This is a genomic window from Acetomicrobium hydrogeniformans ATCC BAA-1850, from assembly GCF_000160455.2.
Taxonomy (GTDB): domain Bacteria; phylum Synergistota; class Synergistia; order Synergistales; family Acetomicrobiaceae; genus Acetomicrobium; species Acetomicrobium thermoterrenum.
The window spans coordinates 781,180-805,691 of record NZ_ACJX03000001.1 but is presented as its reverse complement, the minus strand read 5'-3'; the positions used below and the strand labels follow the sequence as shown (position 1 = coordinate 805,691).

Genomic DNA, 24,512 nt, shown 5'->3' with positions numbered 1-24,512 from the left:
AGAAGAAAAGATGGGAATATCCAGATCGGTGTGTGGTTTTACCCTGCCTTTGGGGTCACAAATCAACCTAGATATGAAGAAGCTTATTACCAAGTTCTCTCCATATTTTTCGTAGCTAATGCTGTTGGAATCCATTTTACGTTGGCACAGCAAGTATTGCTTGCTTTTGTGGTAACTATTGGTACAACTGGTACTGCAGGGACTGCGGGATCAGGTCCTGTAATGTTGCTGGCAGCAATGAAAATGAATATGTTGGGAATTAATCCTGAACCAGCTGCAGCGACTGCGGCTGCTTTTGCCTTGGAGACGTAAATCTTGATATGGGCAGAACTGGTATAAATGTCACAGGCGACCTTGCTGGAACTACAATAGTCGCTAAAAGCGAAGGTTTGATCGATTGGGAAAGATGGAAGTAGGAGCTAAGAAGGCATATAATACAATTAAATTAGAAATAATTATAAAATTTACAGATTACTATATAATTAGTTCATTTTATAGATAACCAGGAGGCATGTAAAATGTCCGAAGTAAGAGTGGAAAGGGAAATGGCAAAAAGAAAGGCGGCAATAAGGCCTATAAGCAAGCGCATTGCGAAGCTCAGAGAAGAAAGCGTCAGCGCTCCTGTCAAGATATCAAGCGAACGGGCCAGGCTCGTGACCGAGTTTTACAAAAGCGGTCAAGCCGACGGCAAGTCCGAACCCGTTAGACGTGCCCTAGCCTTCAAGTATTTGATGGAGCGAGTAAGCCTTCCCGTAGAAGACGGGCAGCTCATAGTAGGCCTTCGCGGTACCGGACCTCAGGAGGTGCCCACATACCCCGAGATATGTACCCACGACCTTGAGGATTTGGAAGTTTTAGACACAAGGGAAAACATGCCCTACAGGGTCGACGAGGATGCCAAAAATATATATGAAGAAGAGGTTATTCCTTTCTGGAAGGGCAAGACGACTAGGGAAATTATCTTTAGCAGCCTCCCCAAAGAATGGATCGAAGCTTACGAGGCCGGCATATGGACGGAGTTCATGGAGCAAAGAGCGCCAGGTCACAGCGCCGGGGGAGAAAAGATATTCGAGAAGGGCGTCTTGGACGTAAAGGAAGACATCAAAAGACAGATGAACGCACTAAACCCGGCCGATCCCGCTTATTACGACAAGATGGAAGAGCTAAAGGCCATGGACATCGCAGCTGACGCCATACTGATCTACGCTAAAAGGTATGCCGAAAAACTTCAAGAGTTGGCAAAATTAGAAAGAGACGCCAAAAGAAAGGCCGAACTTAAAAAGATGGCCCAAATTTGCGATCACGTGCCTGCCCATGCGCCAAGGACCTTTTGGGAGGCCTTGCAGCATTATTGGTTCGTCCATGTGGGCATAGTGTACGAGACAAACCCCTGGGATTCCTTCAACCCCGGAAGGCTGGATCAGCACCTATATCCCTTTTATGAAAGGGAAGTTGCCGATGGAACGCTTACCAGGGAACAGGCAAAAGAGCTGCTCGAGGCATTCTGGCTGAAGATCAACAATCAGCCAGCAGTGCCAAAGGTGCGCGTCACGGCAGAGGAAAGCTTCACCTATAACGACTTCACGAAGATAAACATAGGAGGCCTTAAAGAGGACGGCTCCGACGGCGTCAACGAAGTCTCCTATTTATTGCTTGAAGTTTTAGATGAGATGAGGACGTTGCAACCAAATACCGCGGTCCAGGTGAGCGTCAGAAATCCGGAGCGTTTCGTCACAAAGGCGCTAAAGGTAGTAGGCCCTGGCTTTGGCGAACCTCCATTTTTCAACTTCGACGGCGTCATCGTTAAGATGCTGAGGCAGGGCAAATCCTTGGAGGATGCCCGCACAGCAGGCGTAAGCGGATGCGTTGAGACCGGAGCCTTCGGAAAGGAATCGTACATTTTAACCGGATACTTCAACCTGCCCAAAATACTTGAGATCACCTTAAACGACGGCGTCGACCCCCGAAGGGGCAAAAAGCTGGGCTTAAGCACTGGAGATCCCCAGAAGTTTAAGACCTTTGACGAGCTATGGGATGCCTTCATGAAGCAGGTTAAGTACTTTATGGACATCAAGATGAAGGGAAATGACATCATAGAGTCCATATTTGCCAAGCATTTCCCCGTTCCCTTCATGTCGCTTTGGATCTGCGATTGTGTGGAGAAGGCAAAGGACTACAATTGCGGCGGCACGCGCTACAACACCCAGTACCTCCAGGTTGTGGGCCTCGGCACCATTGCTTATAGCTTAACATCGATCAAATATCACGTCTTCGACAAAAGGGCTGTGCAGATGGACGAACTGCTCGACGCCTTGAAGTCCGACTTTGCCGGCAAAAACGAGATATTGCGGCAGACCATATTGAACAAAACTCCCAAATACGGCGAAGATGACGATTATGCCGACAATATAGCCAAAGACCTCGTGGACCAAGTCGTCAGCATGATCGAAAGCTATCCTTCCTCGCCGATAAGGAGGGCGTCGAAGAGGGCGTACTTTTTGCCTACCACTGCTCACGTCTATTTTGGCAAAGTCACAGGCGCTACCCCTGACGGCAGAAAGGCAGGCTTCCCGGTGTCGGAAGGCATATCGCCCGTACAGGGAAGCGACAGGAAGGGCATTGCAGCCGTTTTCAGATCCGTCTCAAAATGCGATTGGGACAAGACAGGCGGTGCCTTGCTGAACCAACGGCTTAGCCCCGATCTTCTCGAAGGAGAAGAGAACGTCAGGAAGCTGGCCCAGTTGATCAGAACCTTTTTCATGATGGGCGGACACCACGTGCAGTTTAACGTCGTAAGCACCGAACTGCTCAAGGAAGCGCAAAAAAGGCCCAAGGACTTCCAGGACCTCATGGTGAGAGTCGCAGGTTACAGCGATTACTTCGTTAATTTGCCAAAGGGATTGCAGGAAGAGATAATAGCCAGGACCGAATACGAGCAGGTTTAAATCATAAGGAGAAAACTACGACAAATGAATGAAGTAAAGAACAGTTGCCTTGGATTGATATTCGACGTTCAAAGGTACTCCATACACGATGGACCTGGCATAAGAACGACCGTGTTCTTCAAGGGATGTCCTTTGCGGTGCTGGTGGTGTCATAGCCCTGAGGGGATAGACTCTGGCAAGGAGTTGATGTATTTCGAGTATAAGTGCATGCACTGTGACACCTGTGCCCATGTATGCCCCATGGGAGCAATAGAATTCGATGGTATACCGATCATTAGAAGATCTATGTGCATCGCCTGTGGTAGCTGCTCCGCGGCCTGTCCAAGCGATGCTTTGAAGCTCATAGGAAAGGAGTATACCGTGGGCGAGCTCATGAAGGAGATAGAAAGAGACGTCCTCTACTTCGATAACTCGGGCGGCGGAGTCACCTTTTCCGGTGGCGAGCCGTTGTATCAGCATGAGTTTTTGCTTGAGGTATTGAAGGAATGCAAAAAAATAGACATTCATAGGACACTTGATACGTCTGGATTTGCGCCGCAGGAAGTTTTGGCTTCGGTCGCGGATTATGTGGACCTTTTTCTGTATGACCTTAAGCTGATCGACGAAAAGGAACATATCAAATACACGGGCGTATCGAACGCTCAGATCAAGGAGAACTTGCGCTTTCTGGTAGATCATGGCAGGGCTAAAGATGTCATAATTCGCTTTCCAGTCATCCCTGAAATAACTGACACAGCTGACAACGTAGAGGCATTGGCGGAATTTATCTCATCCATGAAAGGCCTAAAGGAGATAGATCTTCTTCCCTTTCACGACATAAGCGAGAAGTACAACAGGCTCGACAAGGACTACAAGATGACGGTTCACAAATCCCCTTCGCGGGAAAGGCTGCTTGCGATCAAGGAAAGATTTGAAGGCATGGGATTGTACGTAAAGGTTTAGTATTTTATTACAAAGCCTATTTGGGTTTTTACAAGAACCTTAAAGCCCTATGACAGCTTCGAGGTTTTTTTCTCGTAGATAATACTATACCCAAATGATTGAAGTTAAATTATAATTTAAATCAATAATAATCTGAAAATCATATGCTGAACATAAATTATGGCAGGAGGTGGCAAGCTTGGAACTGATCAGGGAACACCCGGTACTGGAGTTTCGCCATGGCAGGTTGGTTAAGTTCACCTTCGAGGGGAGGGAACTGGAAGGTTTCGAAGGGGAACCTATAGCCATGGCCCTTCATGCCAACGGGATTAGGGTATACCGCGAGACGCCCGAGATGAAAAGGCCTCGCGGCTTTTTTTGCGCCATAGGCAAGTGCTCTTCCTGCTTTATGGTCGTGGATGGAGTGCCTAACGTGCGAACCTGTATAACTCCGTTGAAAGAGGGAATGCGCATCGAAGTGCAGCGGGGCAAGGGGAAAATTAAGCTCAATCACGAAGGTGATCCGAAGTGAAAAATACCGAGGTTTTAGTGATAGGAGGAGGGCCTGCCGGATTGTCTGCGGCTGCCGAGGCGGCATCCTACGGCGCTAAGGTGATGATCGTAGATAGCGATCTAAGGCTTGGAGGGCAACTTATCAAACAGACGCACAAATTTTTCGGCTCTTCCTTTGAGCGTGCTGGAACGAGAGGTTTTGTCATATCCGACGTGCTTCTGGAAGAGTTGAAAAGCTACGGAAACAGAGTAGAAGCATACACCAATTGCACGGCCCTGGGCTACTACAAGGATGACGGCGTGGTCAGCTGCATGGAGGGCGAGGAAAATTACTTTAAGGTTTTGCCCAAGAAGATCTTGGTGGCCACGGGAGCCCAAGAACGCCTGATTCCCTTCCCAAACAACGACCTCCCAGGCGTCTACGGAGCCGGAGCGGTACAAACGCTCATGAACGTCTACGGGGTTGTGCCCGGCAAGAGAATTTTGATGGTAGGTGCCGGCAACATAGGTCTTATCGTGAGTTACCAGTTGCTGCAAGCGGGCGTAGAAGTAGCGGCCATAGTTGAAGCGATGCCAAGGATAGGTGGATACTGGGTGCATGCAGCCAAGGTCAGAAGATTGGGCGTTACCATCCTACTGGAGCATTCCATCAAAGAGGCCTTGGGTAAAGACGTAGTAGAAGGTGCCATAATACAGCAGATAAGTCCAGGCTGTGGTTTTATAGGGGAGGAGATCCACGTCGATTGTGACGTCATATGCATGGCAGTTGGTTTGAATCCCACGTGTGAGCTTTTATGGCAAGCGGGATGTGAGATGAAATACATACCTCAGCTTTGCGGACACGTCGCAATTCGTGACAGATCGATGCGCACGACCAACCCGAACGTATGGGTAGCCGGCGACGCTGCAGGCATAGAGGAAGCCTCGAGTGCCATGGTGGAAGGGCGTATTGCGGGATTGAGCATAGCTCATGAACTGGGTTATGTTGAGGATAAAGAGTATCGCGAGAAGTCCGCTCTCTATTGGGAAAGGCTTAACGCTTTGAGAAATGGAGAAGCCAGCGCCAAGATAAGAGAGGGCATAGCACAGGTTCTGATGGAAAGCTCTGGAGGTATGGAAAGATGAGCAAAAGCGAAGGTCTTTATAACAGCGGGGTATTGCCCCCTGAGATGTACGAGCAGCATGAACCGCCTAAAAAACTTTGGGAGAGCAAAAAAAACGGTTTGGTCATCGTCGAATGTCCCCAGAGGATTCCCTGCAACCCCTGCCATACGGGATGTCCCACCGGTGCGATAAAGGAATTTGCCGACATAAATGATACCCCGCAGATTGACTACGAAAAGTGCACAGGATGCGCTATGTGCGTTGCTAAATGTCCCGGGCTTGCCTGTTTCGTCGCAGATTTAACTTACGGTGGCGACGAAGAGGCCCTACTTAAGCTGCCCTATGAGATGTTACCGTTGCCTAATGAAGGAGAAGAGGTCGAGTGCCTAAATCGCGAGGGCAAGGTCGTTTCTAAGGGAAAAGTGTTGAAGGTCGTGGAGCCCTGGAAGGATAAGACCAAGGTCGTACACGTGGTGGTGCCCAAATCCCTTGTGATGGAGATAAGGGCCATAAGGGTGGTGAGGAGCAGATGACAGAAGAAGAAAAGGAAAGAAACGTAATCGTATGCAGATGTGAAGAGATAACCATGGGGGAAATACGGGACTGGATCGCAAGAGGGTACGACACCTTCGACGAGCTCAAATACATCCTGCGAGTAGGGATGGGCCCCTGTCAGGGTCGAGGATGCAGGGAGATCATCTTGAGGGAGATAGCCAAGATGAAAAATGTTCCGATAAGTCAGGTCGATCCGGGAACCTTTCGCCCGCCTTCCAAACCGGTGAAACTGGAACTGCTAGCGAAGAAAGAAGGGGGCGAATAAGATGGCCGAAGAGTGGAAAAGGAGCGCCGATGTCGTAATTATAGGCGCTGGTATTCAGGGGTGTTCCATAGCCTATAATTTGGCCAAGTTGGGCGTGAAAGATGTCGTCGTTCTCGAAAAGGATACTCCAACGGCAGGTTCGACGGGAAGATGTGCCGCCGGCATCAGGGCTCAGTGGGGAACGAAGATGAACTGTCAGTTGGGATTGGCTTCCCTTGAGATATTAGAAAACCTAAAAGAAGAGCTCGGAATGGACATAGGCCTTCATCAGGGTGGCTACCTCATGGTTGCTTATAAAGAAAGTGAATTTGAACAGTTGAAGAAAAATGTGGCACTTCAAAATAGCTTGGGCATCACCTCAAGGGTGGTGAGCAAAGAAGAGGCATACGAGATATGCCCGACCCTTTCGGCAGAAGATGCCGTTGGGTTTACCTATCACCACAGAGACGGCCATGCCGATCCCTTTCTTACGACCATAGCCTACCACAAGGCTGCAAGCGAGAGAGGAGTAAGGTTTTATAAGTTCACCGAATGTACGGGCATAAAGGTAAAAGACGGTGAGGTTAAAGGCGTCGTTACGACAAGGGGAGAGATAGATACCCCGGTAGTCGTGGATGCGGCCGGCCCTTACGCACAGCATATCGCTGCCATGGCAGGGATAAACCTTCCCCTTTACTCCGAAAGGCATGAGATATTGGTCACGGAGCCTGTCGAATTCGGGGTTTGTCCCTGCATGCTCATGAGCTTTTCGGGAAACTATTACATACAGCAGCGGCCAATAGGCTCGATAATCGCAGGATGTAGTCCCGAAGGGCATCCTGAGGATTACTCCCTCGGCAATACATGGAACTTCTTGGAACATATGTCAAGGGTGATAGTAAGGTTGCTTCCCAAACTTGGAGGAGTAAGGGTCGTAAGGCAGTGGTCCGGCATGTACAACATGTCGCCTGATAAGCAGCCCGTCATCGGCGAGTCTAAAGAAGTGAAGGGCTTTTACATCTCCGCGGGCTTTTCGGGGCATGGGTTCATGTTCGGTCCCATTTCAGGCAAGCTCCTTGCCGAGCTTATCGTCACGGGAACGAGCTCCATCCCGATCGATGTATTGAATTATGACCGTTTCGAAAGGGGCGAATTGATAGAGGAGCCCGCCGTAGTATAGTAGTATAAGGGATAAAATAAAGGAGATATCATGAATAAAATCTAAATCATGATATCTCCAAATTTTATACGAAGAAAGGATGACTTGAAATAGCCGACGAAAAGCTTGCGCATGGCAGGTTTACATTGAACATTGGAGAAGGCGTAAATATCACCTTGATAGATCTGCCCATTGACAACCTCCAGGGATTTCATCATTTCTTAAGCAGCTGGCTCATCGTGGACAAAACTTTGGATAGGGTCTCGTTGGTCGACGTTGGTCCGGCTTCGACTGTGCCCGTTTTGGTGAAGAATATTGAGGAACTTGGCATATCGAAGCTGGATTTGATTTTACTGACGCACGTACATCTCGACCACTCGGGAGGGCTGGGACAGCTGCTTGAAGCATTTGGCTCTGCCAAGGTTTTGGTGCATCCAAAGGGCAAGAGGCATTTGGTAAACCCGGATCGACTTTGGGAGTCAAGCGTTGATGTGTTGGGCGACGTGGCTTTGGCCTACGGAAGGCCCATTCCCGTAAAAGAGTCTTGCTTTTTACCGGAAGATGTCAGATTGGATCGCATAACCAAGATTGAAACACAGGGTCATGCATCCCATCATTATTCCTTTCTTTACGATCTTGGGTCGAAGATCCTCTTCGCAGGAGAAGCGGCAGGAACGTATTACAAAAGGGGGTTCGCCTACCCTGGACTTAGCGATGGCACGTTTATATTGCGCCCGGCGACGCCTCCGAAGTTTTACCTTGACAGCGCTCTTTCAAGCATAAAGGAGTTAAAGGCTTTGGACGCAGGCATTATGTGCTATGCTCACTTTGGTTATACTGATGAAGTAAATAAGTTCCTCGATTTGGAGGAAAGACAACTCTTGTATTGGAACGATCTGATTCTCGACTACCTATCAGACCATCAGGGATTGTCCGTCGACCCGAAGGATGTAGCGTATTATTTAATTGAACGGGATCCTCTTTTGAGCGATTTCTCGCATTTGCCCGAGGACATCAAGGTTCGCGAAATGGGCAACATCCTTTCTTCGGTCAATGGCTTTTTGGATTACCTGTCCAAAACAATATAAGGGGAGGAGATTGACATGAGATCTTTGCTGCTTTCCAGAAGCTCCCTTGAGGAGCTGAACATAAAGATGGCCGACATTATAGAAGCCGTGGAGCGCGGGTTTAGGCTAAAGGGGGAAGGCAAGGTGAGCGTGCCCGCGAAGATAGGCATACATCCTAGAAAGGATTGTTTTATCCATGCCATGCCCTGCTACATAGGAGGGGAGGTTGATGCTTCAGGCATCAAGTGGGTAGCAGGCTATCCGTCCAACCAAGAGAAGGGACTTCCCTATATAAGCGGCATCATGTGCTTGAACGAAAGCGATACGGGGCTGGTAAAGGCCATAATGGACGCGTCTTGGATCACGGCCTATCGCACAGGGGCCGCCTCTGCCGTGTGCGCCAAATACCTGGGCGACCCCGACTCGAAGATCATTGCAGTCATAGGCTTGGGAGTTCAGGGAAGGATGAATTTGATGGCCCTTATGGAAGTCTTTAAAGAAATACGTCAGGTCAGAGTTTACGACGTGATGCCTTCACAGACGAAGCGGTATATTAAAGATATGTCATCCCTCTATGAAGGATGCGAATTTGTGGCCTGCGATAATCCAAAGGAAACAGTAACCGGTGCAGATATCGTCGTTACCTGTACCCCGATTGTCGAAGACCCGAAAAGGTACGTTCGCGTCGAATGTCTCAAGGAAGACGTGCTGGCCATTGCCGTGGACTACGACTCGTCCTTTTGCGCTCCCGTAATGGCGGAGGCAGACGTGTTCGTGTGCGACGATTCCGGCCAATACCTTTGGACACAAAAGCAGGGAGTTTACTTCCAGGACGGCTATCCGACAAAAGATAAAATCTACGCGGACGTGGGCGAACTTTGTGCAGGTTTGAAAACTCCAGTAAGAAAAGGCCGTCGCAGTGCTGTCCTTATGGGCATCGCAAGTCACGACGTTATGGCAGCCCAATTGGCCTATGAAAAGGCTTTAGACAAAGGCATCGGCCAGTGGATTGAGATATAGTAAAATATTAAACTATAATTTACGCGCGGCGAGGGCTAAAATATAGGTTAAGCCTTCGCCGCGACTTATTGACTAGACGATCAGGTCTACGAACTTGAAGTTCAAGGTATCGACCAATCCCCTGTTGGTTATTCGAAGCTCCGGAATTACGGGAAGCGAAAGCAGAGCCATGGTCATGAAGGGTGATTCCATGGTACATCCTAGCTTCCGCCATGCCTCGTCCAAGGCCTTGACATGGGCGTCCACCTCTTCCACAGGTTTATCTGACATCAAGCCTGCTATGGGAAGCTCTACCAAGGCCAGCACCTTGCTGTCGCATACGGCGACCATGCCGCCGCCGCACTTGTGCAGGACGTTTCCCGCAAAGGCCATGTCGGCGTCGTTGGTGCCCATGATCAAAAGGTTATGGCTGTCGTGTGCCACGGTGGAAGCCACTGCCCCCCGCTTCAGGCCAAATCCCCCGACAAAGCCAATCCCCATGTTGCCGGGTCCGCCGTGACGCTCTACAACGGCGACCTTGGCCAGGTCTTGGGAAGGATCGGCTTCTATCCTTTGGTCGTGAACCTTAAGCTTCGCAGTTTTGTGAAAGGTATTTACCCTCGCCTCGACCACTTGAATTACCCTGATAGTTACTTCCTTTTCAGGCCCGCCGTATTTGATCTCGAAGTCGCTCGCGGAAAGCTCGCGTTTTATTCTCACGGAGTTTAAAGCCCAATCGGGATAGTTTAAAGCTTTTATTTCCGTCGTCAACTTGCCCTCCCGGGCAACGATCTTTCCGTCCGTCATGACTATCTCAGGGTTAAAATCGGCCAAATCCCTAAGGAAAAGAATATCGGCGCATCTTCCGGGAGCAATAGCTCCGATTTCGTGGCTTACCCTGAAGCACTCGGCGGTGTTTATAGTAGCCATCTGTATGGCGCTTATGGGGTTCATGCCCTCTTCGATGGCCCTTTTTACTACGTGGTTCATGTGGCCAAGCGTCAGTATGGTGTGAGGGTGAGTGTCGTCAGTGACGAGCAATGCCCTTCTGTCGTCTACGAAGGTCTCGGTCAAACTCTTGATAGTGGCCTTTATGTCCTGCCAGGCCGACCCCTCTCGCATCTTATTGTACATGCCCAGACGCATTCTGGCCAGGGCATCCTCTTTTCTTGTGCCTTCATGGCAAGATGCCACGCCTGAGGCCGCATAAGCCTGCAAGCCTACTTCCGTTTCAGGTATGGAGTAATGCCCGGTTACGACCTTTCCTGACTGCATCGTTATTTTAAGCATCTCGTGCACATTTTCGTCACCTGCTAACACGCCGGGAAAGTTCATCATCTCGCCCAAGCCTATTACCTCGTCCCACTTCATGGCCTCGGCTATCTCCCTTGGCGTTATGACAGTTCCGGCATCCTCAAATCCCGGTGCCGATGGCACGCACGACGGCATGGTGGCAAATACTTTTAGAGGCAAATTTTTGCCCTCGTCCACCATTAGTTTGACGCCCCTTAGTCCCAAGACGTTTGCTATCTCGTGGGGATCCATGAAGATGGTGGTAGTGCCGCAAGGAAGCGCTGCCCTGGCAAACTGCGTCACCGTGACCATGCTGGATTCTACATGCATATGGCCGTCAAGAAGTCCTGGTGTCAAATAAAATCCCGAAGCGTCTATAATTTTCGTGTTTGGGCCGATCGTGTGATCCGCTTTCCCGACGAGGACGATGCGTCCTTTGTATATGGCTACATCTGCAGGTAATATCTCCTTCGTAAAGACGTTTACCACAAGTCCTCCCTTTATCACGGTATCTGCCTTGAGTTTCCCTTGAGCTGCAAGCGTTAGGTCGCGTGTAATCTCGTGAAGGGCATGTCTTTCTAAAAACTTCGACATAAGCGGTCACTCCTTTTTGCGCCTTAGTTTAAAATAGTATTAATATTATTATAAGCCAAATCAAAGCAAGGTGGTGCGAATATGAAATGGGATGAGGTTTTGGTAAATGCCAGAGAGGCTTTGAGGGGAATTTGCCATCTGTGTCCGATTTGTGACATGAAGGCCTGTGCCGGAAAAGTGCCGGGCATAGGCGGCATAGACACCGGAGGCAGCGCTAAAAATAATTATGAAGCGCTTCGCGAGATCAAGTTTAGGATGAAAGCCATTCATGGGGTGGATAAACCCGACATCGGCGTTGAGCTTTTCGGGCAAAAATTGGCGTTGCCCGTGATCGGCGCAGCTGTGGCAGGCGCCAGAGTAAATTTCTCCGGCAGGATAGAGGAAAAGGAGTTTGCCAAGGCCCAACTTGAAGGGGCATTGGATGCGGGTACCATCGCAATGATTGGAGACGGGCCGGGAGATCTCTACGAAAACACGATAGATGCATTGACTGAGGTTGGGAAAGGGATTGTCATTATAAAGCCAAGAAAACTTGACGAGATAATTAGACGAATAAGAATTGCCGAAGAGGCCGGAGCTTTGGCCGTTGGGATCGACGTGGATGCAGCCGGATTGGTCAACATGAGAAAGTCGGGGGAATATGTAGGACCCATAAGTTGCAAGGTTTTGGAGGAGATATGCAGCAAGACAGCTCTTCCCGTGATCGTTAAGGGCATAATGACGGAGGAAGAGGCGGTAGCTGCCTATAATGCCGGTGCCGGTGCCATCGTAGTTTCGAATCACGGCGGCAGGGTATTGGATGATCTTCCCGGTACTGTTTCTGTATTGCCTAAAATTGCCTCAAAAATAAAGGATAGGTGTGTGGTGTTGGCAGATGGTGGCGTCAGAAGTGGTTCCGACGTATTGAAATTTTTGGCTTTAGGTGCCCGTGCCGTGTTGGTAGGACGTCCCGTCGTGTGGGGCGCCTTTGGAGGTGGCAGGGATGGAGTAAGGCTTTTGTACGAAAAGTTGGCTGATGAACTGAGTGTGGCCATGATACTTACATCTTGTCAGAGCATTGCAGAAGCCTCGACTGATTTGCTGGCTCTATAATGCACCGATAAGGTAAGCTATACGGAGGGAAGATCATGAGAGAGAAAAAAGGGCGCTTTCCTTTTCTTTGGTTAGTTTTTATTTTGGTGGTTATGCTGTCCTTTTCAAGCTCGGCTGATGCTTTAGAGAAAAGGGATTACGATGTCATCGTGGTTGGTGCCGGAACAGGAGGGCTTGGGGCTGCAATTCAGGCGGCTCGTCTTGGCGTCAAGGTGGCGGTATTTGAGGAGACCACGGTCTTAGGGGGCCAAATGATCGCCTCCGCTGTCTCCACAATGGACGATATGTACGGCACTAGATGGGGCATTTACGGAGAATTTCTTGAAGGAATTTTTGAATACTACTCCTCTCGAGGCAAGTCCGTGGGGACATGCTACTGGACTCCCATAACAGTAGCCTTCGAGCCCCATGTTGGAGAGTACGTGTTGGCCAATATGATCAAAGAGGTAAGGGAAGGGAAGACGACCTGGGATAAGAAGCCCGGCGTTTTGGACCTTTATACAGGAGCCAAGGTGCGTAGCGTACTGAAGTCGGGCGACGGCAAAACAGTCACGGGCATAGTTGCAGAGGCGGGCGGAACCAAGCTTTTATGCTATAGCAAGGTCTTGATAGATGCCACAGAATATGGGGATTTACTCCCCCTTGCTGGAGCCGATTATAGAGTCGGGAAGAATTTAGTTGACAGCGAGTCGAGAAGTTTTGATGAAGACGCAAGAGTGCAGGACATTACTTGGGTAGCCGTAATAAAACACTATCCCGGCGGCGTGCCCGATGAGCTTAAAGTAAAGACCCCGCCGCCGGGATACGAAGATATGAGAAAGACCTTCATGTCCTATGTAGCTAGGGATGGCTCCACCTTCAAGCGATACCCCCTTAAATATCCCGTGGACGTTTTAACGCACAACGCCTATAGAGGGTTGCCAGACAGCCTTGCCCGCGGAAACGCCGATGCCTCCAGCCCCTTAACCTGGCTTATGCTGACCAAGACAGAGGTTAATTGGGCTAACGACTACCCAGGCAAGGAGGGGTATAAGGGGAAAACCGGCCTTCCTGTGACATACCTCGAGGATCCGGCTTTCAGGAAAGAAGCGGATGCCAGGGCGATGCTTGTAACCATTGGGTTTATCTATTACCTGCAAAACGAGCTCGGTTGCGATTGGTCTGTAGCATCTGACATCTTCGAGTCGGAAGCGACATACGAGAACGTTAAGGACCACCTCCCGTCCGAGTACGCTGAGATTGCAAAACACTTTCCTCCCCGCCCTTACGTACGGGAAAGCAGAAGAGTTGTGGGAATAAAGACGTTGACGTCCCGCGAAATTAGGGAAAACTCCGAGAGTTACATGAGAAACGAGGGCAGGGAATTGCGAAGCTCGCTTGCCGTAGGTCGTTACGTGCTTGATTTGCACGGCGCCGATGAAACGGAGCAGCTAGAGGCGGAATTCGGCGAAACCAGGGAGTCTATAGCCAAAAACAAGCCCTTGGGACCCTTCCAGGTTCCCTTCGAGATATTTATTCCGAAGGAGACGGACGGATTCCTGGTGGCGGAGAAGAACCTGTCCGTTACCCGTCTGGCTTCGGGGGCGCTGAGGCTTCAGCCGATAACCATGCTCACCGGGCAGGCGGTTGGTGCGATAGCGGCACTTGCAGTAAAAGAGGGCGTGCAGCCCAGAGATGTTAATGTCATGAAGGTACAGAAAACTTTATTGGAAGCAAAGGATAGGCTGGCCCTTTGTGTTTACTCAGACGTTCCAGAAAGCCATCCCCACTGGGCAGCCGTTCAGATGGCGACTGTTAGGGGTTGGATGAAGCCGAAGAGCTTACCAACGCTCGCAGCCTCGAGGATCGATAACTACAATGACATTTTACAAGCCTCCCGAAAAGGCCGCACCAAGGGAATTTTTGGAGTGGACGAGCCTTTGAGCTGGGAAGTTGCAAAGGAATTTCTTAGTGCTATACTTGATGACCTGGGAGGTCAAGGAAAAGTTGATTTACATAACGGTATGAGCGAAGAGCCCATCCCAAGGGGAGAATTTATTTTCGCTTTATGTCGAGCGCTTTACCCCTCCGAGGAGCCTAAGCCCATTACCACGAAAGAAGATAAGATCTCGTGGGCCCATAAAAAGCTATCTCCGATTCTGTCCGTTGATAAAAGGGATTTAGAAGAAGGCCTTACCAGAGGAGAGGCCCTAAATATTGTCATGGAGGTCTTGACGAATTAGCAAAGGCAAGCCTTTAAAGGAGCTGGTGGATAGTGGCTTCTAAAGTTACGCCGACTCGAGGCGCATTGATGCGAATGATCCGCACGGCGTCCCTGGCGCAAAAAGGACACGACCTGCTCGAGAGAAAACGGCAAATTCTCATGATGGAGTTGGTCAAACATATAGATGATGCTAAGGATTTGCAAAGGGAGATGGCATCCGTCTTTGCCGATGCCTATAAGGCCTTGGAAAGGGCGAATATATCTATGGGTATAGACGTCGTAGAGGATATCGCCATGGCAGTTCCTGAGGAAGAGGATTTCATCATAAGGCTTAAATCCATCATGGGAGTCGAGATTCCGGAGATCGATCCCGTAGATGCCTCTCTAAAACCAAGCTATTCCTTTTACGGCACTTCGGGCTCTCTGGATATAGCCTACAGCGCCTTCAGGAGAGTGCTCGAGCTTATATCCCGATTGGCTGCTGTGGAGACGAGCGTATACAGGTTGGCCGTGCAAATTAAAAAGACGCATAAAAGAGTAAATGCACTGGAAAAGGTGGCCATTCCCTTCTACAAATCCTCCATAGCGTATATCGAAAACGTGTTGGAAGAGGGCGAAAGGGAAGACATCGTACGGATGAAAAAGGCGAAGGAAAATTTAGAAAAGAAGAAGTGAAGGAAAGGAGCATGAAAGATGGCTTCTATACAGGAAGCTTTGGCGATGCTTTTGGGCGCCGACAGCGAAGCAAAAAATATCACAGAAGAAGCAAAGAGAAAGGCAGAAGAAATAGAAGAAGAAGCTAAGCGCAAAGCAGCTTCCGAGAGGGAGGCCAGATTAAAGGCAGCCAGAGAACAGGCAAAGGCCATAGTAGATTCTGCAAGGGCCTCCGCCCAGACCGAAGCTCAACAGATCGAAGCGTTGGGTCGGCAGGAGTTAGAGAGAATGGAAAAGAGGTTTAACGAAAACGCTCCAGCCGTAATAAAAGGACTCGTAGCCGAATTGGTTAACGCCTATTTGCAGAAGGCGAGAGGTCAATGAGCTACTCTCCCGTATCCGCAGGCGAATGTGTAGCTACGGGAGCAAAGGCCCACGTCCTATTTGGAAAGATGCTAGACGATAACGACTTTTGGGCCTTGCTCGAGTGCGATTCGCCTCAGGAAATAGCGGGTTATCTGAGGAGGAAGGAGGGTTATGCCCCCTACCTGGAGACGATCGTGTTGGCTAATGTCCACAGGGCTGAGCTGGAACACGCTCTGCTGGCCGTTCCACTGTACGTCTCCGCCTCCTTTTTGCCCTATTTGAACGGCGCAAGGATGGCTTTTTTGAAGGCCTGGGTTGAGAGGTTTCAGGCGGGATTGCTGAAGCAGGTCATGCGATGGCTCTTTGCCGGTAGAGGCGAAAGGGAATCTCTCAGGTCGGGCCTTAAAGGACTGCCTTTTGTAACTCTGCCCTTCGACGCATTGCTTTCCTGCAAAGACTTCGAGGAGTTCATAAAGACGTTAAAGGCCACGAAGTATTATCCAGTCCTGAGGGAACCCGTGGATTGGTTGCTCAAAGGCAGGGGGAACTTGTACTCCTGCGAATCTGCCGTAGATGCTCATGTGATCTCTAATATATATCGTGCAGCCCTGAATTTGCCCATCCTAGAACGCACTGAAGTATTGAATTTATTGGGAAATTTGATCGATATCCTCAACATCTACTTTTGTTACAGAGCTAAGCGCTTTTACGTCATGAATCGCGAGGAGATCGTAAACCGCCTGCTCCCTGTGCGCTTTAAGATAAAGGGGCCGACGATAAACAGGTTAGCTTCTTCTGAGGACATGGAGTCCTTTTGGTCCGTCTTATCTACCACTCATTACTTGCGTGCATTCGGTACGGAGCCGCCCAACGACGAGCTTGCCTTGGAAAGGGATATGAAGAGGTTCTTACGCGAAAGGGCTTTATCCACCTTTCGCAGTGGATCTCCTTCTTTTCATACCGTGATTGCCTATTTGATGCTGTTGGAGCTTGAGGTCGGTGATATTATTACCATCATCGAGGACGTGAGGTACGATTATAACAGGCGAATTGCCGCAGCCTTTTTGGCACGCCCTCTGATACCGGGAGGTGCTTTATCTTGGCGATAATAAGGATGTTGGCCGTTACACTGATAGGGCCAAAGGATGAAATGGAATATGTTGCTAACCAAATGATACTGCTTGGAGGTTTTCAACCTCTGTCGCTCGATCTCATATTGGGTGATCGATCTCTGCGGTCGAAAGTAAAGACTTCCACCGACAATCCGTATGACGAACTGTTATCCGAGATGGCCTACGTCTGGCAGGCAGCTGGCGAAAGCCTTCCTGAAGCGCATCCCGTACCCGTAACGAAAGAACAAACCTACGAGAGAATGAGGGCAGAGGTTCGCAAAATAACGGAAAAGTTACGACTTTGGGCGGAGCGCAAGTCATCTCTTCAGGAGGAAGTGGATGAATTAAAAGCCATATTAGTCTGTGCCGAAGCATTGATTAAAAACAAGATGGATCCGAAAGAGCTTCTTGATACGCAGAACTTGTTGATGTTCTTCGGCAAATTATCCGACGAAAACTTCAAGCGCTTAGAAGAAAGCAGCCAGAGCGTGCCAATGCTGGTCATGAAGCTGTACAGCTGGCACCACGAAACGTGGATGTTGGCCTTCGCCATTCCTGAATATAAAGAAGGTGCAGAAAAGCTTTTAGATTCCGTCTATTTCAAGGGTTATTCCATAGATGATGTATTAAAAACAATTTCGGATAATCCTGCGGAAGCGTTACAAAAAAGGATAGACAATAAAATTAGAGCCATAGAAGGCCTGTCCAAGGCAGCAAAGGATTATTTGGACAAGCGCAGGAAAGAGCTGGAAAAGCTTTACTCCTCCGTTTATACCATGCAGCGTATATATGACCTGTGTAAGGGAAGGGGTGAGATAGGCGATATTTACGTGCTCTCGGGATGGATACCCGAGGACATGTTAGCACAGCTTAAAAGCTTGATCGAGCATCAGGCGCCGAGGACAACGGTAATGATCGAGGAGGAAAAGAACCTTCCCTATAGCGAGATCAGGGTCCCTACGTATCTGCGAAACCTGCCGCTTGTTAGGGCTTTCCAGCACGTCGTGGCCATGTACAGCTTGCCTTCTTACGGAGAAATTGACCCGTCCTTTTTTGTCGCCGTCACCTTTTGTCTTTTCTTCGGTTTCATGTTCGGGGATGTAGGACATGGCTTAGTCTTGGGATTGCTTGCCCATCTGCTGCAAAAGAAACGCAAGATGAGCAAGTCCCTCGGCACGGTGGTTAAGGCAGCTGCATGCAGTTCGGTCCTTTTTGGCTTTCTTTACGGCAGCATCTTTGGTTTCGAGGACATAATACCAGCTATTTGGATGTCTCCAATGAAGGATATGGGCAAGATGCTGTCCCTTTCGCTCGTCATAGGCGTTTCCATAGTAACGATTGGCATGATACTAAACATGATACTTTGTTATAGGCAGCGGGATTTCGGAAGAATGTTGTTCGACGGAAGAGGGATGGCCGGTTTGATATTTTATCTTACCGCAGCATGGGCAATATATGCGGTGATGAGCCATAAACCCCTGCCTATACCGGGTTGGGTGGTGGCAACTCTCCTTTGTGTCCTGTTGACATGTATTATATTGAGAGACCTTTTGGCCAGGATATTGTTGAAGGAGAGGATTTCCTCTTCAGCAAATGAGAGTGGAGGATTATACCTTTTTGAAGTATTCCACAATCTGTTGAGTTTCTTGAGTAATACAATTTCCTTTTTACGTCTGGCCGCCTTTGCTTTGAACCATGTGGGGTTATCGCTGGCCGTGTTCATGCTGTCCGATATGGTTACTTCATTGCCGGGAGGACTCTTTGCCAAGATAGCCATATTGGTTATAGGCAACGTCGTGATAATTGGCCTGGAAGGACTTATCGTGTTCATTCAGACGTTGAGGTTGGAATACTACGAGTTCTTCAGCAAGTTCTATAAGGGTGGCGGCGTTTCTTTCAAGCCCGTCAGATGGGAAAAGACCGGCGAGTCTGTCAGCCGTAGTCAAATGTAATCTTTCAAGAAGGGGATGAACGTTATGGGAGTTAAGTTGGTCGTTATGGCGGTTGTCCTTTTGGTCTGCACAGGAGCGATCATGGGCAAAAGAAAGGCAAGGAATAGCAAAGGGCTTTTGAGGGCTTTCGTATTTTTGACGGCATTGGCCATGGGCATTGGCTTTTGTTTGACCATATTTCCGACGGTAAGCTACGCTCAGGGTGATGCAGCGAGCGTTTCAGGCTGGGGGTATCTTGGAGCTGCTCTGTCGGCCGGCCTTGGATGTCTGGGGGCAGGCATTGCAGTGGCCATTGTGGGATCATCGGCTCTGGGGGTTGTGGGCGAAAAGCCGGAGATGCTAGGTTCGACCTTGATCTTCTTGGGGCTGGCCGAAGGGATCGCCATTTACGGTCTTATCATAGCCCTCTTGATACTGGGAAGGATGTGAAATGAGGGCACATTTGATCAGCGATAATCACGATTCCATCGTCGGGATGCGTCTTGCAGGGGTCTCCGGAGTGGAAGCACACGGATCTGAAGAGACTGCGAAGGCCGTAAATGAAGCGCTGCAGATGGAGGACGTAGGAATACTTCTCATCACCGAAAAGGCGGCTGCGACAATCCCAGATCTTATCAAGGAAATCAGGGAAAAGGCAAAGCTTCCCCTGGTGGTTGAGATCCCCGATAGGCACGGAACGACGAGAGAGGCCGATTTTCTGACCAAGTACCTCCATGAAGCGATCGGGGTGAAGATAGAGTGACTGACGTAGATACGCAGAAATTGGGTGCTTTGAGAGATCTCATCTTGGATAAGGCAGAAGCCGAGGTCATGAGGATAACGCAAAAGGCTCAACGGGAAGCCGATGAATGGCTTTCTCAAGAATTGGTCAAGATCGATCAGGAGGCCGATCTGATAATAAACGATGCCCGTCGTAGGGCCGAAGAGATAAGACGCCGGGAGTTGCTGGCCGCCGAAAGGGAGGTATCCAGGGAAAAGCTGCGCCTTCAGAATAGATTGATCACCCAGGCCAAGGCCGTGTTTTTGGACGAACTCGTTGCCTTGAGGTCCAGAGAAGATCATTGGATGATACTCCTTGGCCTCCTTTTGGAAGCTCAAGAGGCCCTTGTCGATCTTGAGAAGGGGTCTTTGAGGCTTGCGGCGATAGATTCTCCCCTCGGAGAAAGGATCGTATCTAAAAGCGAGGAGCTTCGTCCTCAAATCGATATGAGGTTTGACTCCGCTCCAGCCCCTATACTTGGGGGGCTGTGGTTGATCGACGACAGGGGCAACCGGCAGGTCAACTCCGATTGGCAGACTAAGGTCGTCGAGATGAGCGATACGTTGACTGAAAGGCTGATGACGATTTGGCAATAGGGGAGGAACGAAATTGGAAAAGCAGGGCATAATTATCATGACAAACGGTCCTGTGGTCAAAGCCAGGGGCATACGTGAATTTGCTATGCACGAGATGGTTTATGTGGGCGAAATGCGACTGATGGGCGAAATCATACGCATCGATGAAGATGAGGCCACAATACAGGTTTACGAAGATACTCAAGGACTCAAAGCGGGTGAGCCGGTATTCGGCAGGGGAGAACCGCTTTCCATCGCCCTTGGGCCCGGATTGCTAGGCAACATATTTGACGGAGTGGGAAGACCTTTGGGGGCGCTTTATGAGAAGGGTGGCATTTTCATCCCCAGAGGTATAAAAGTTCCTCAGATAGATACCGAAAAGACGTGGGAATTAGAACCCGAAGTGAAAGTTGGAGATATCGCAACTTCGGGAACCGTCATAGCAACTATAAAAGAAACCCCTCTGGTTTCCCATAAGGTAATGGTCCCTCCGGGCCTAGAAGGCGAGTTTACCTTCGTGCTGCCAAAGGGAACCTTTAAAGCAGACGTAACTGTGGCTAAAGTAAGGGATAGCCGTGGCCAGGAGATAGAGATTCCTATGGTACAGCGTTGGCCCGTTAGGGTGCCTAGGCCATGCAGGCAGCACCTGACGCCCAAAGAGCCCCTCATAACAGGGCAGCGCGTCATAGACGGATTTTTCCCGATCGCTAAGGGTGGCGCCGCGGCCATCCCCGGTGGATTTGGCACGGGAAAGACAGTAACTCAACATCAGTTGGCAAAATGGAGCGAGGCCACAGTTGTGGTGTACATAGGTTGCGGGGAGCGAGGCAACGAGATGACCGATGTCCTGGAGGAGTTTCCTGAATTGGAAGACCCCCGCTCGGGCAGGCCATTGATGGAGCGGACCATATTGGTGGCAAATACGTCAAACATGCCTGTGGCCGCAAGGGAAGCTTCCATCTACACCGGCATTACCATGGCCGAATATTACAGGGATATGGGATACGATGTGGCCGTGATGGCCGACTCGACATCGAGATGGGCGGAAGCTTTGAGGGAGATCTCCGGAAGGATGGAAGAGATACCGGCTGAAGAGGGGTTTCCCGCTTATCTGCCAAGCCGACTTGCTGAATTCTATGAGCGGGCAGGTAGGGTGGTAACGCTTAACGGCGACATGGGAAGCGTTACAATAATCGGTGCCGTATCGCCTCCTGGCGGAGACTTCACTGAGCCCGTAACAAGGCATACCAAGAGGTTCGTGAGATGTTTCTGGGCGCTGGACAAAAGCTTGGCCAATGCCAGGCACTTTCCTGCGATCAACTGGGTGGATTCCTACAGCGAATATGTTGGCGAGGTCGAAGACTGGTTTTCCTTGAATGTGGATACCGGTTGGAGCGAGCTCAGAAAAAAGGCCAAGGACCTATTAGCAGAAGACGAAAGGATCCAGCAGATAGTGCGTCTTGTTGGCGAGGATGTATTGCCCGACAGCGAGAGATTGGTTGCCTTTACTTCTTATTTGATTAAAAACGGCTACTTGCAGCAGGGCGCCTTTGGTCCGGATTCCTTTTCGCCTCCTTCGAAGGGTTTTGCCATTCTTTCTTTGATAATGCACTTTTACGACAGGGCTTCCGCCTTGATCAGGCAGGGGGTGCCCTTTTCCCTTCTGAGAGGAGGAGATACTGTGGCAAACCTCGTGCATCTCAAAGAGTTATCGTCAGAGGAGTTGGAAGCTCAACTGCCTAAAATACGGGAGGAACTTGATGCTTTCATGGAAAAGACCGGCAGCGAACGTTTGGCTGCAAGGGGAAGGTGATATCGATGCCCTTGATAGATCACATGGGCGTAGACCAGATATATGGGCCCTTTGTCCTGCTTAAAGGAACACCAGACGTGGGCTTTGGAGAGCTTGCTCAAATTAGGATGAAAAACGGCGATCACAGGTTGGGACAGGTTGTTTTGAACGGCGAAGATGCCACGTTGGTGCAGGTTTTCAGCGGCACTTCGGACCTGGTTCCAGAAACGACTGCCGTAAGGTTTTTAGGGAGGCCTCTCGAGATGAAACTATCTCCTGCGCTTATCGGCAGAGTGTTTTCCGGTTTGGGCGAACCGAGGGACGATTGCGGGCCCGTTTATTCTGCCTATAGCAGGGATGTTAACGGATCTCCTTTAAATCCCATGGCAAGGGTATATCCCAGAAACTTCATTCAAACGGGGATATCGGCCATAGATGTATTGGCCACACTCATCAGAGGGCAGAAACTTCCCATATTTTCGGGAAACGGGCTACCTCACAACAAGCTTGCCGTGCAGATTGCCAACCAGTCCCAGTTGGTAGGGGAGGAAAACTTTGCCGTCGTTTTTGCAGGGATAGGCGTGAAACGAGATGATGCAGCTTACTTTATGGAGGAACTTTTCGAGAAGGGGCGCACCAAAAACATGGTTGTCTTCTTAAACCTTGCCGATGATCCCGTCATCGAGCGAATAGCCACGCCGCGCTTTGCCCTGACCGTGGGAGAGTATCTGGCCTTCGAGCTCAATATGCACGTATTGGTCATCATGACCGACATTACGAACTACTGTGAGGCCTTAAGGGAGGTAGGTGTCGCCAAAGGCGAGGTGCCAAGCCGTAAGGGCTATCCGGGCTATATGTACAGCGACCTTGCTTCCCTCTATGAAAGAGCCGGGGTCTTGAAGGGGATCCAGGGAAGCCTGACACAAATCCCGATCCTCACGATGCCCAACGACGATATTACCCACCCCATCCCAGACCTCACGGGATTCATAACGGAAGGTCAAATCGTGTTATCGAGGGAGCTGGATTCCAGGGGAATCTATCCTCCCATAGATGTATTGGCCAGCCTTTCGCGGCTCATGAAGGACGGCATAGGCAAGGGCTACACCAGAGAAGACCATCCTGACCTTGCAAGCCAACTGTACGCTTCTTACAGCAGGGTCCAAGACGTCAGGGCTCTGGCGAGCGTCATCGGGGAAGACGAGCTTAGCCAAATAGACATCTCCTACATGGATTTTGGGAGGTCCTTCGAGAACTCCTTTATAAAACAAAGCTACGATGAGGATAGAGATATTAGCGAATCCCTAGATATTGGCTGGAAGCTGCTGAAGATGTTGCCCCGCAATGAACTCACCAGAATATCTAAAGAGGAAGCCGATGCCAGGCTAAAATAGTTAATTGAGATATTACCTGTCAATTGCCACTATGCTATGATATATGGTACATCTTCGATGTAATCGAATAAGAAGCAGATGGATGAAATACGAAAAAAGGGAGGAGAGAGAAATGAGAAAGACGCCTCTTTACGAGAAACACGTCGCGTTGGGCGGTCGTGTGGTAGATTTCTTTGGATGGGCCCTTCCCGTGCAATACAGCGGCATAGTCGAAGAGCATTTGGCTACCAGAAAGGCAGCAGGCCTGTTCGATGTCTCTCACATGGGGGAAATAACTGTCGAGGGTAAGGACGCTTTGAAGTTCATCAATTACCTCGTAACCAACGACGTAACTAAGTTGGTCCCGGGTAAGGTGATGTATTCTCCTATGTGCTACGAACATGGCGGAGTTGTAGACGATTTGTTGATATATATGTACGATGAAAATCGCTTCCTCTTGGTCGTAAACGCTGCCAATAAAGATAAGGATTACCAATGGATTGTTGATAAATCGAAAAAGTTCGACGTCAAGGCGGAAGACGTATCGGATTCATACGCTCAGATAGCTATCCAAGGCCCTAAAGCAGAGGGCATACTTCAAAAGCTTACCGATGTCGCTTTGGATGAAATGAAATTCTATACTTTTAAGGACCGTGTATCGGTGGGAGGTGTGGACCTTTTGCTTTCGCGGACTGGATACACCGGCGAGGACGGCTTCGAACTTTATCTGCTGCCTGGCGATGCAGGTCATATTTGGGACGAATTGCTCAAAGCCGGAAAGGAAGAAGGCCTGGTCCCGGCGGGACTTGGGGCAAGAGATACCTTGCGTTTTGAGGCATGCCTGCCCTTGTACGGACAGGAGCTGTCGGAGGATATAACTCCCCTTGAGGCCGGTCTGGGCTTCTTCGTTAAGCTGTCCAAGGAAGATTTTATTGGGAGAGCGAGCCTCCTGGAACAAAAGGAGAAGGGTTTAAAGCGCAAGATAGCTGGCCTTGAGATGGTCGAGAAGGGCGTACCGAGGCATGGTTACGAGGTGAAGTCACAGGGCAAAAGTGTTGGTGTGATAACATCAGGTTCGTATGCCCCGTCGCTTGAAAAGTATCTTGCTCTGGCATTGTTGGATATCGATTATGTAGAAATCGGTCGAGAAGTGCATGTCGATATAAGGGGAAAGGACAGGCTTGCCAAGGTGGTAGAGACGCCTTTCTACAAAAGGCGTTACAAAAAGTAAAAGAAGCA

General features: G+C 49.7%; 24 protein-coding genes. 23 read left to right on the top strand and 1 reads right to left on the bottom strand.

Annotated elements, in window-relative coordinates; translation table 11 throughout:
• Positions 1-30 precede the first annotated feature (30 nt).
• The 11 genes from HMPREF1705_RS11130 (at position 31) to HMPREF1705_RS03865 (ending at position 9,528) form a co-directional block, all read left to right on the top strand.
• Positions 31-312, top strand: a complete 282-nt coding sequence (locus HMPREF1705_RS11130) for a cation:dicarboxylate symporter family transporter (protein WP_057940701.1) — start codon at positions 31-33, stop codon at positions 310-312.
• Between the two features lie 8 nt (positions 313-320).
• Positions 321-416 carry a dicarboxylate/amino acid:cation symporter gene (locus HMPREF1705_RS11045; RefSeq protein ID WP_222848363.1) on the top strand — a complete coding sequence of 32 codons (96 nt, stop codon included), beginning with the start codon at positions 321-323 and terminating at the stop codon, positions 414-416.
• Positions 417-518: 102 nt separating this feature from the next.
• A complete protein-coding gene (gene hypD, locus HMPREF1705_RS03905; protein ID WP_057940700.1) occupies positions 519-2,945 on the top strand; it encodes a trans-4-hydroxy-L-proline dehydratase in 2,427 nt (808 codons plus the stop codon).
• 24 nt (positions 2,946-2,969) lie between these two features.
• Complete coding sequence (locus HMPREF1705_RS03900) at positions 2,970-3,887, top strand: glycyl-radical enzyme activating protein (RefSeq protein WP_057940699.1); 918 nt, start codon at positions 2,970-2,972, stop codon at positions 3,885-3,887.
• Positions 3,888-4,065: 178 nt separating this feature from the next.
• Positions 4,066-4,398 (top strand): (2Fe-2S)-binding protein, encoded by a 333-nt coding sequence (locus tag HMPREF1705_RS03895; RefSeq protein WP_057940698.1) that lies wholly within the window; start codon positions 4,066-4,068, stop codon positions 4,396-4,398.
• Positions 4,395-5,504, top strand: a complete 1,110-nt coding sequence (locus HMPREF1705_RS03890) for an NAD(P)/FAD-dependent oxidoreductase (RefSeq protein WP_057940697.1) — start codon at positions 4,395-4,397, stop codon at positions 5,502-5,504. The genes HMPREF1705_RS03895 and HMPREF1705_RS03890 overlap by 4 nt, the downstream gene beginning before the upstream one ends.
• Positions 5,501-6,016: an NADH-quinone oxidoreductase subunit I gene (locus tag HMPREF1705_RS03885; protein WP_057940696.1), complete on the top strand. Its 516-nt coding sequence runs from the start codon at positions 5,501-5,503 to the stop codon at positions 6,014-6,016. The genes HMPREF1705_RS03890 and HMPREF1705_RS03885 overlap by 4 nt, the downstream gene beginning before the upstream one ends.
• Positions 6,013-6,303 carry a (2Fe-2S)-binding protein gene (locus tag HMPREF1705_RS03880; RefSeq protein ID WP_057940695.1) on the top strand — a complete coding sequence of 97 codons (291 nt, stop codon included), beginning with the start codon at positions 6,013-6,015 and terminating at the stop codon, positions 6,301-6,303. The genes HMPREF1705_RS03885 and HMPREF1705_RS03880 overlap by 4 nt, the downstream gene beginning before the upstream one ends.
• 1 nt (position 6,304) lies before the next feature.
• Positions 6,305-7,462 (top strand): NAD(P)/FAD-dependent oxidoreductase, encoded by a 1,158-nt coding sequence (locus HMPREF1705_RS03875; protein WP_057940694.1) that lies wholly within the window; start codon positions 6,305-6,307, stop codon positions 7,460-7,462.
• A 125-nt stretch (positions 7,463-7,587) separates the two neighbouring features.
• Positions 7,588-8,529, top strand: coding sequence for an MBL fold metallo-hydrolase (locus HMPREF1705_RS03870; protein WP_057940693.1), 942 nt, complete (start codon positions 7,588-7,590; stop codon positions 8,527-8,529).
• A 15-nt stretch (positions 8,530-8,544) separates the two neighbouring features.
• Complete coding sequence (locus HMPREF1705_RS03865) at positions 8,545-9,528, top strand: ornithine cyclodeaminase family protein (protein WP_057940692.1); 984 nt, start codon at positions 8,545-8,547, stop codon at positions 9,526-9,528.
• A 72-nt stretch (positions 9,529-9,600) separates the two neighbouring features.
• Here HMPREF1705_RS03865 and ade read toward each other — a convergent pair whose 3' ends face one another.
• Positions 9,601-11,394, bottom strand: coding sequence for an adenine deaminase (ade, locus tag HMPREF1705_RS03860; protein WP_057940691.1), 1,794 nt, complete (start codon positions 11,392-11,394; stop codon positions 9,601-9,603).
• Positions 11,395-11,475: 81 nt separating this feature from the next.
• On the opposite strand from ade, the gene HMPREF1705_RS03855 reads away from it, so the two are divergent.
• The 12 genes from HMPREF1705_RS03855 to gcvT all read left to right on the top strand — a co-directional run bounded on the left by HMPREF1705_RS03855 (position 11,476) and on the right by gcvT (position 24,504).
• Positions 11,476-12,486, top strand: coding sequence for an alpha-hydroxy-acid oxidizing protein (locus HMPREF1705_RS03855; RefSeq protein WP_057940690.1), 1,011 nt, complete (start codon positions 11,476-11,478; stop codon positions 12,484-12,486).
• 35 nt (positions 12,487-12,521) lie between these two features.
• Positions 12,522-14,708: an FAD-dependent oxidoreductase gene (locus tag HMPREF1705_RS03850; protein ID WP_009202211.1), complete on the top strand. Its 2,187-nt coding sequence runs from the start codon at positions 12,522-12,524 to the stop codon at positions 14,706-14,708.
• A 32-nt stretch (positions 14,709-14,740) separates the two neighbouring features.
• Positions 14,741-15,364, top strand: coding sequence for a V-type ATP synthase subunit D (locus HMPREF1705_RS03845; RefSeq protein WP_040348811.1), 624 nt, complete (start codon positions 14,741-14,743; stop codon positions 15,362-15,364).
• A gap of 18 nt (positions 15,365-15,382) precedes the next feature.
• The gene (locus HMPREF1705_RS03840) at positions 15,383-15,727 is read left to right on the top strand and encodes an ATP synthase subunit B family protein (protein ID WP_009202213.1); all 345 of its coding nucleotides are present in this window, start codon (positions 15,383-15,385) and stop codon (positions 15,725-15,727) included.
• Positions 15,724-16,818, top strand: coding sequence for a V-type ATPase subunit (locus HMPREF1705_RS03835; RefSeq protein ID WP_009202214.1), 1,095 nt, complete (start codon positions 15,724-15,726; stop codon positions 16,816-16,818). Before HMPREF1705_RS03840 ends, HMPREF1705_RS03835 begins: the two co-directional genes overlap by 4 nt.
• On the top strand, positions 16,809-18,773 hold the full coding sequence (locus HMPREF1705_RS03830; RefSeq protein ID WP_040348813.1) for a V-type ATP synthase subunit I: 1,965 nt from the start codon (positions 16,809-16,811) through the stop codon (positions 18,771-18,773). The genes HMPREF1705_RS03835 and HMPREF1705_RS03830 overlap by 10 nt, the downstream gene beginning before the upstream one ends.
• Before the next feature lie 24 nt (positions 18,774-18,797).
• Positions 18,798-19,202 carry an ATP synthase subunit C gene (locus tag HMPREF1705_RS03825; protein ID WP_040348815.1) on the top strand — a complete coding sequence of 135 codons (405 nt, stop codon included), beginning with the start codon at positions 18,798-18,800 and terminating at the stop codon, positions 19,200-19,202.
• 1 nt (position 19,203) lies between these two features.
• Entirely contained in the window at positions 19,204-19,515 is a 312-nt protein-coding gene (locus tag HMPREF1705_RS03820; RefSeq protein WP_009202217.1) for a V-type ATP synthase subunit F, read from the top strand.
• Entirely contained in the window at positions 19,512-20,129 is a 618-nt protein-coding gene (locus HMPREF1705_RS03815; RefSeq protein ID WP_009202218.1) for a V-type ATP synthase subunit E family protein, read from the top strand. Before HMPREF1705_RS03820 ends, HMPREF1705_RS03815 begins: the two co-directional genes overlap by 4 nt.
• 13 nt (positions 20,130-20,142) lie before the next feature.
• On the top strand, positions 20,143-21,921 hold the full coding sequence (locus HMPREF1705_RS03810; protein ID WP_009202219.1) for a V-type ATP synthase subunit A: 1,779 nt from the start codon (positions 20,143-20,145) through the stop codon (positions 21,919-21,921).
• A 5-nt stretch (positions 21,922-21,926) separates the two neighbouring features.
• A complete protein-coding gene (locus tag HMPREF1705_RS03805) occupies positions 21,927-23,294 on the top strand; it encodes a V-type ATP synthase subunit B (protein ID WP_009202220.1) in 1,368 nt (455 codons plus the stop codon).
• Positions 23,295-23,406: 112 nt separating this feature from the next.
• On the top strand, positions 23,407-24,504 hold the full coding sequence (gene gcvT / locus HMPREF1705_RS03800; RefSeq protein ID WP_040348912.1) for a glycine cleavage system aminomethyltransferase GcvT: 1,098 nt from the start codon (positions 23,407-23,409) through the stop codon (positions 24,502-24,504).
• The last annotated feature ends 8 nt before the right edge of the window (positions 24,505-24,512 follow it).

Excerpts from the sequence above, each read along its gene's own strand:
- HMPREF1705_RS11045 (WP_222848363.1), top strand. The coding sequence starts at position 321 with ATGGGCAGAACTGGTATAAATGTCACAGGCGACCTTGCTGGAACTACA.
- hypD (WP_057940700.1), top strand. The coding sequence starts at position 519 with ATGTCCGAAGTAAGAGTGGAAAGGGAAATGGCAAAAAGAAAGGCGGCA.
- HMPREF1705_RS03900 (WP_057940699.1), top strand. The coding sequence starts at position 2,970 with ATGAATGAAGTAAAGAACAGTTGCCTTGGATTGATATTCGACGTTCAA.
- HMPREF1705_RS03885 (WP_057940696.1), top strand. The coding sequence starts at position 5,501 with ATGAGCAAAAGCGAAGGTCTTTATAACAGCGGGGTATTGCCCCCTGAG.
- HMPREF1705_RS03880 (WP_057940695.1), top strand. The coding sequence starts at position 6,013 with ATGACAGAAGAAGAAAAGGAAAGAAACGTAATCGTATGCAGATGTGAA.
- HMPREF1705_RS03875 (WP_057940694.1), top strand. The coding sequence starts at position 6,305 with ATGGCCGAAGAGTGGAAAAGGAGCGCCGATGTCGTAATTATAGGCGCT.
- HMPREF1705_RS03865 (WP_057940692.1), top strand. The coding sequence starts at position 8,545 with ATGAGATCTTTGCTGCTTTCCAGAAGCTCCCTTGAGGAGCTGAACATA.
- ade (WP_057940691.1), bottom strand. The coding sequence starts at position 11,394 with ATGTCGAAGTTTTTAGAAAGACATGCCCTTCACGAGATTACACGCGAC.
- HMPREF1705_RS03855 (WP_057940690.1), top strand. The coding sequence starts at position 11,476 with ATGAAATGGGATGAGGTTTTGGTAAATGCCAGAGAGGCTTTGAGGGGA.
- HMPREF1705_RS03850 (WP_009202211.1), top strand. The coding sequence starts at position 12,522 with ATGAGAGAGAAAAAAGGGCGCTTTCCTTTTCTTTGGTTAGTTTTTATT.
- HMPREF1705_RS03840 (WP_009202213.1), top strand. The coding sequence starts at position 15,383 with ATGGCTTCTATACAGGAAGCTTTGGCGATGCTTTTGGGCGCCGACAGC.
- HMPREF1705_RS03835 (WP_009202214.1), top strand. The coding sequence starts at position 15,724 with ATGAGCTACTCTCCCGTATCCGCAGGCGAATGTGTAGCTACGGGAGCA.
- HMPREF1705_RS03825 (WP_040348815.1), top strand. The coding sequence starts at position 18,798 with ATGGGAGTTAAGTTGGTCGTTATGGCGGTTGTCCTTTTGGTCTGCACA.
- HMPREF1705_RS03820 (WP_009202217.1), top strand. The coding sequence starts at position 19,204 with ATGAGGGCACATTTGATCAGCGATAATCACGATTCCATCGTCGGGATG.
- HMPREF1705_RS03805 (WP_009202220.1), top strand. The coding sequence starts at position 21,927 with ATGCCCTTGATAGATCACATGGGCGTAGACCAGATATATGGGCCCTTT.
- gcvT (WP_040348912.1), top strand. The coding sequence starts at position 23,407 with ATGAGAAAGACGCCTCTTTACGAGAAACACGTCGCGTTGGGCGGTCGT.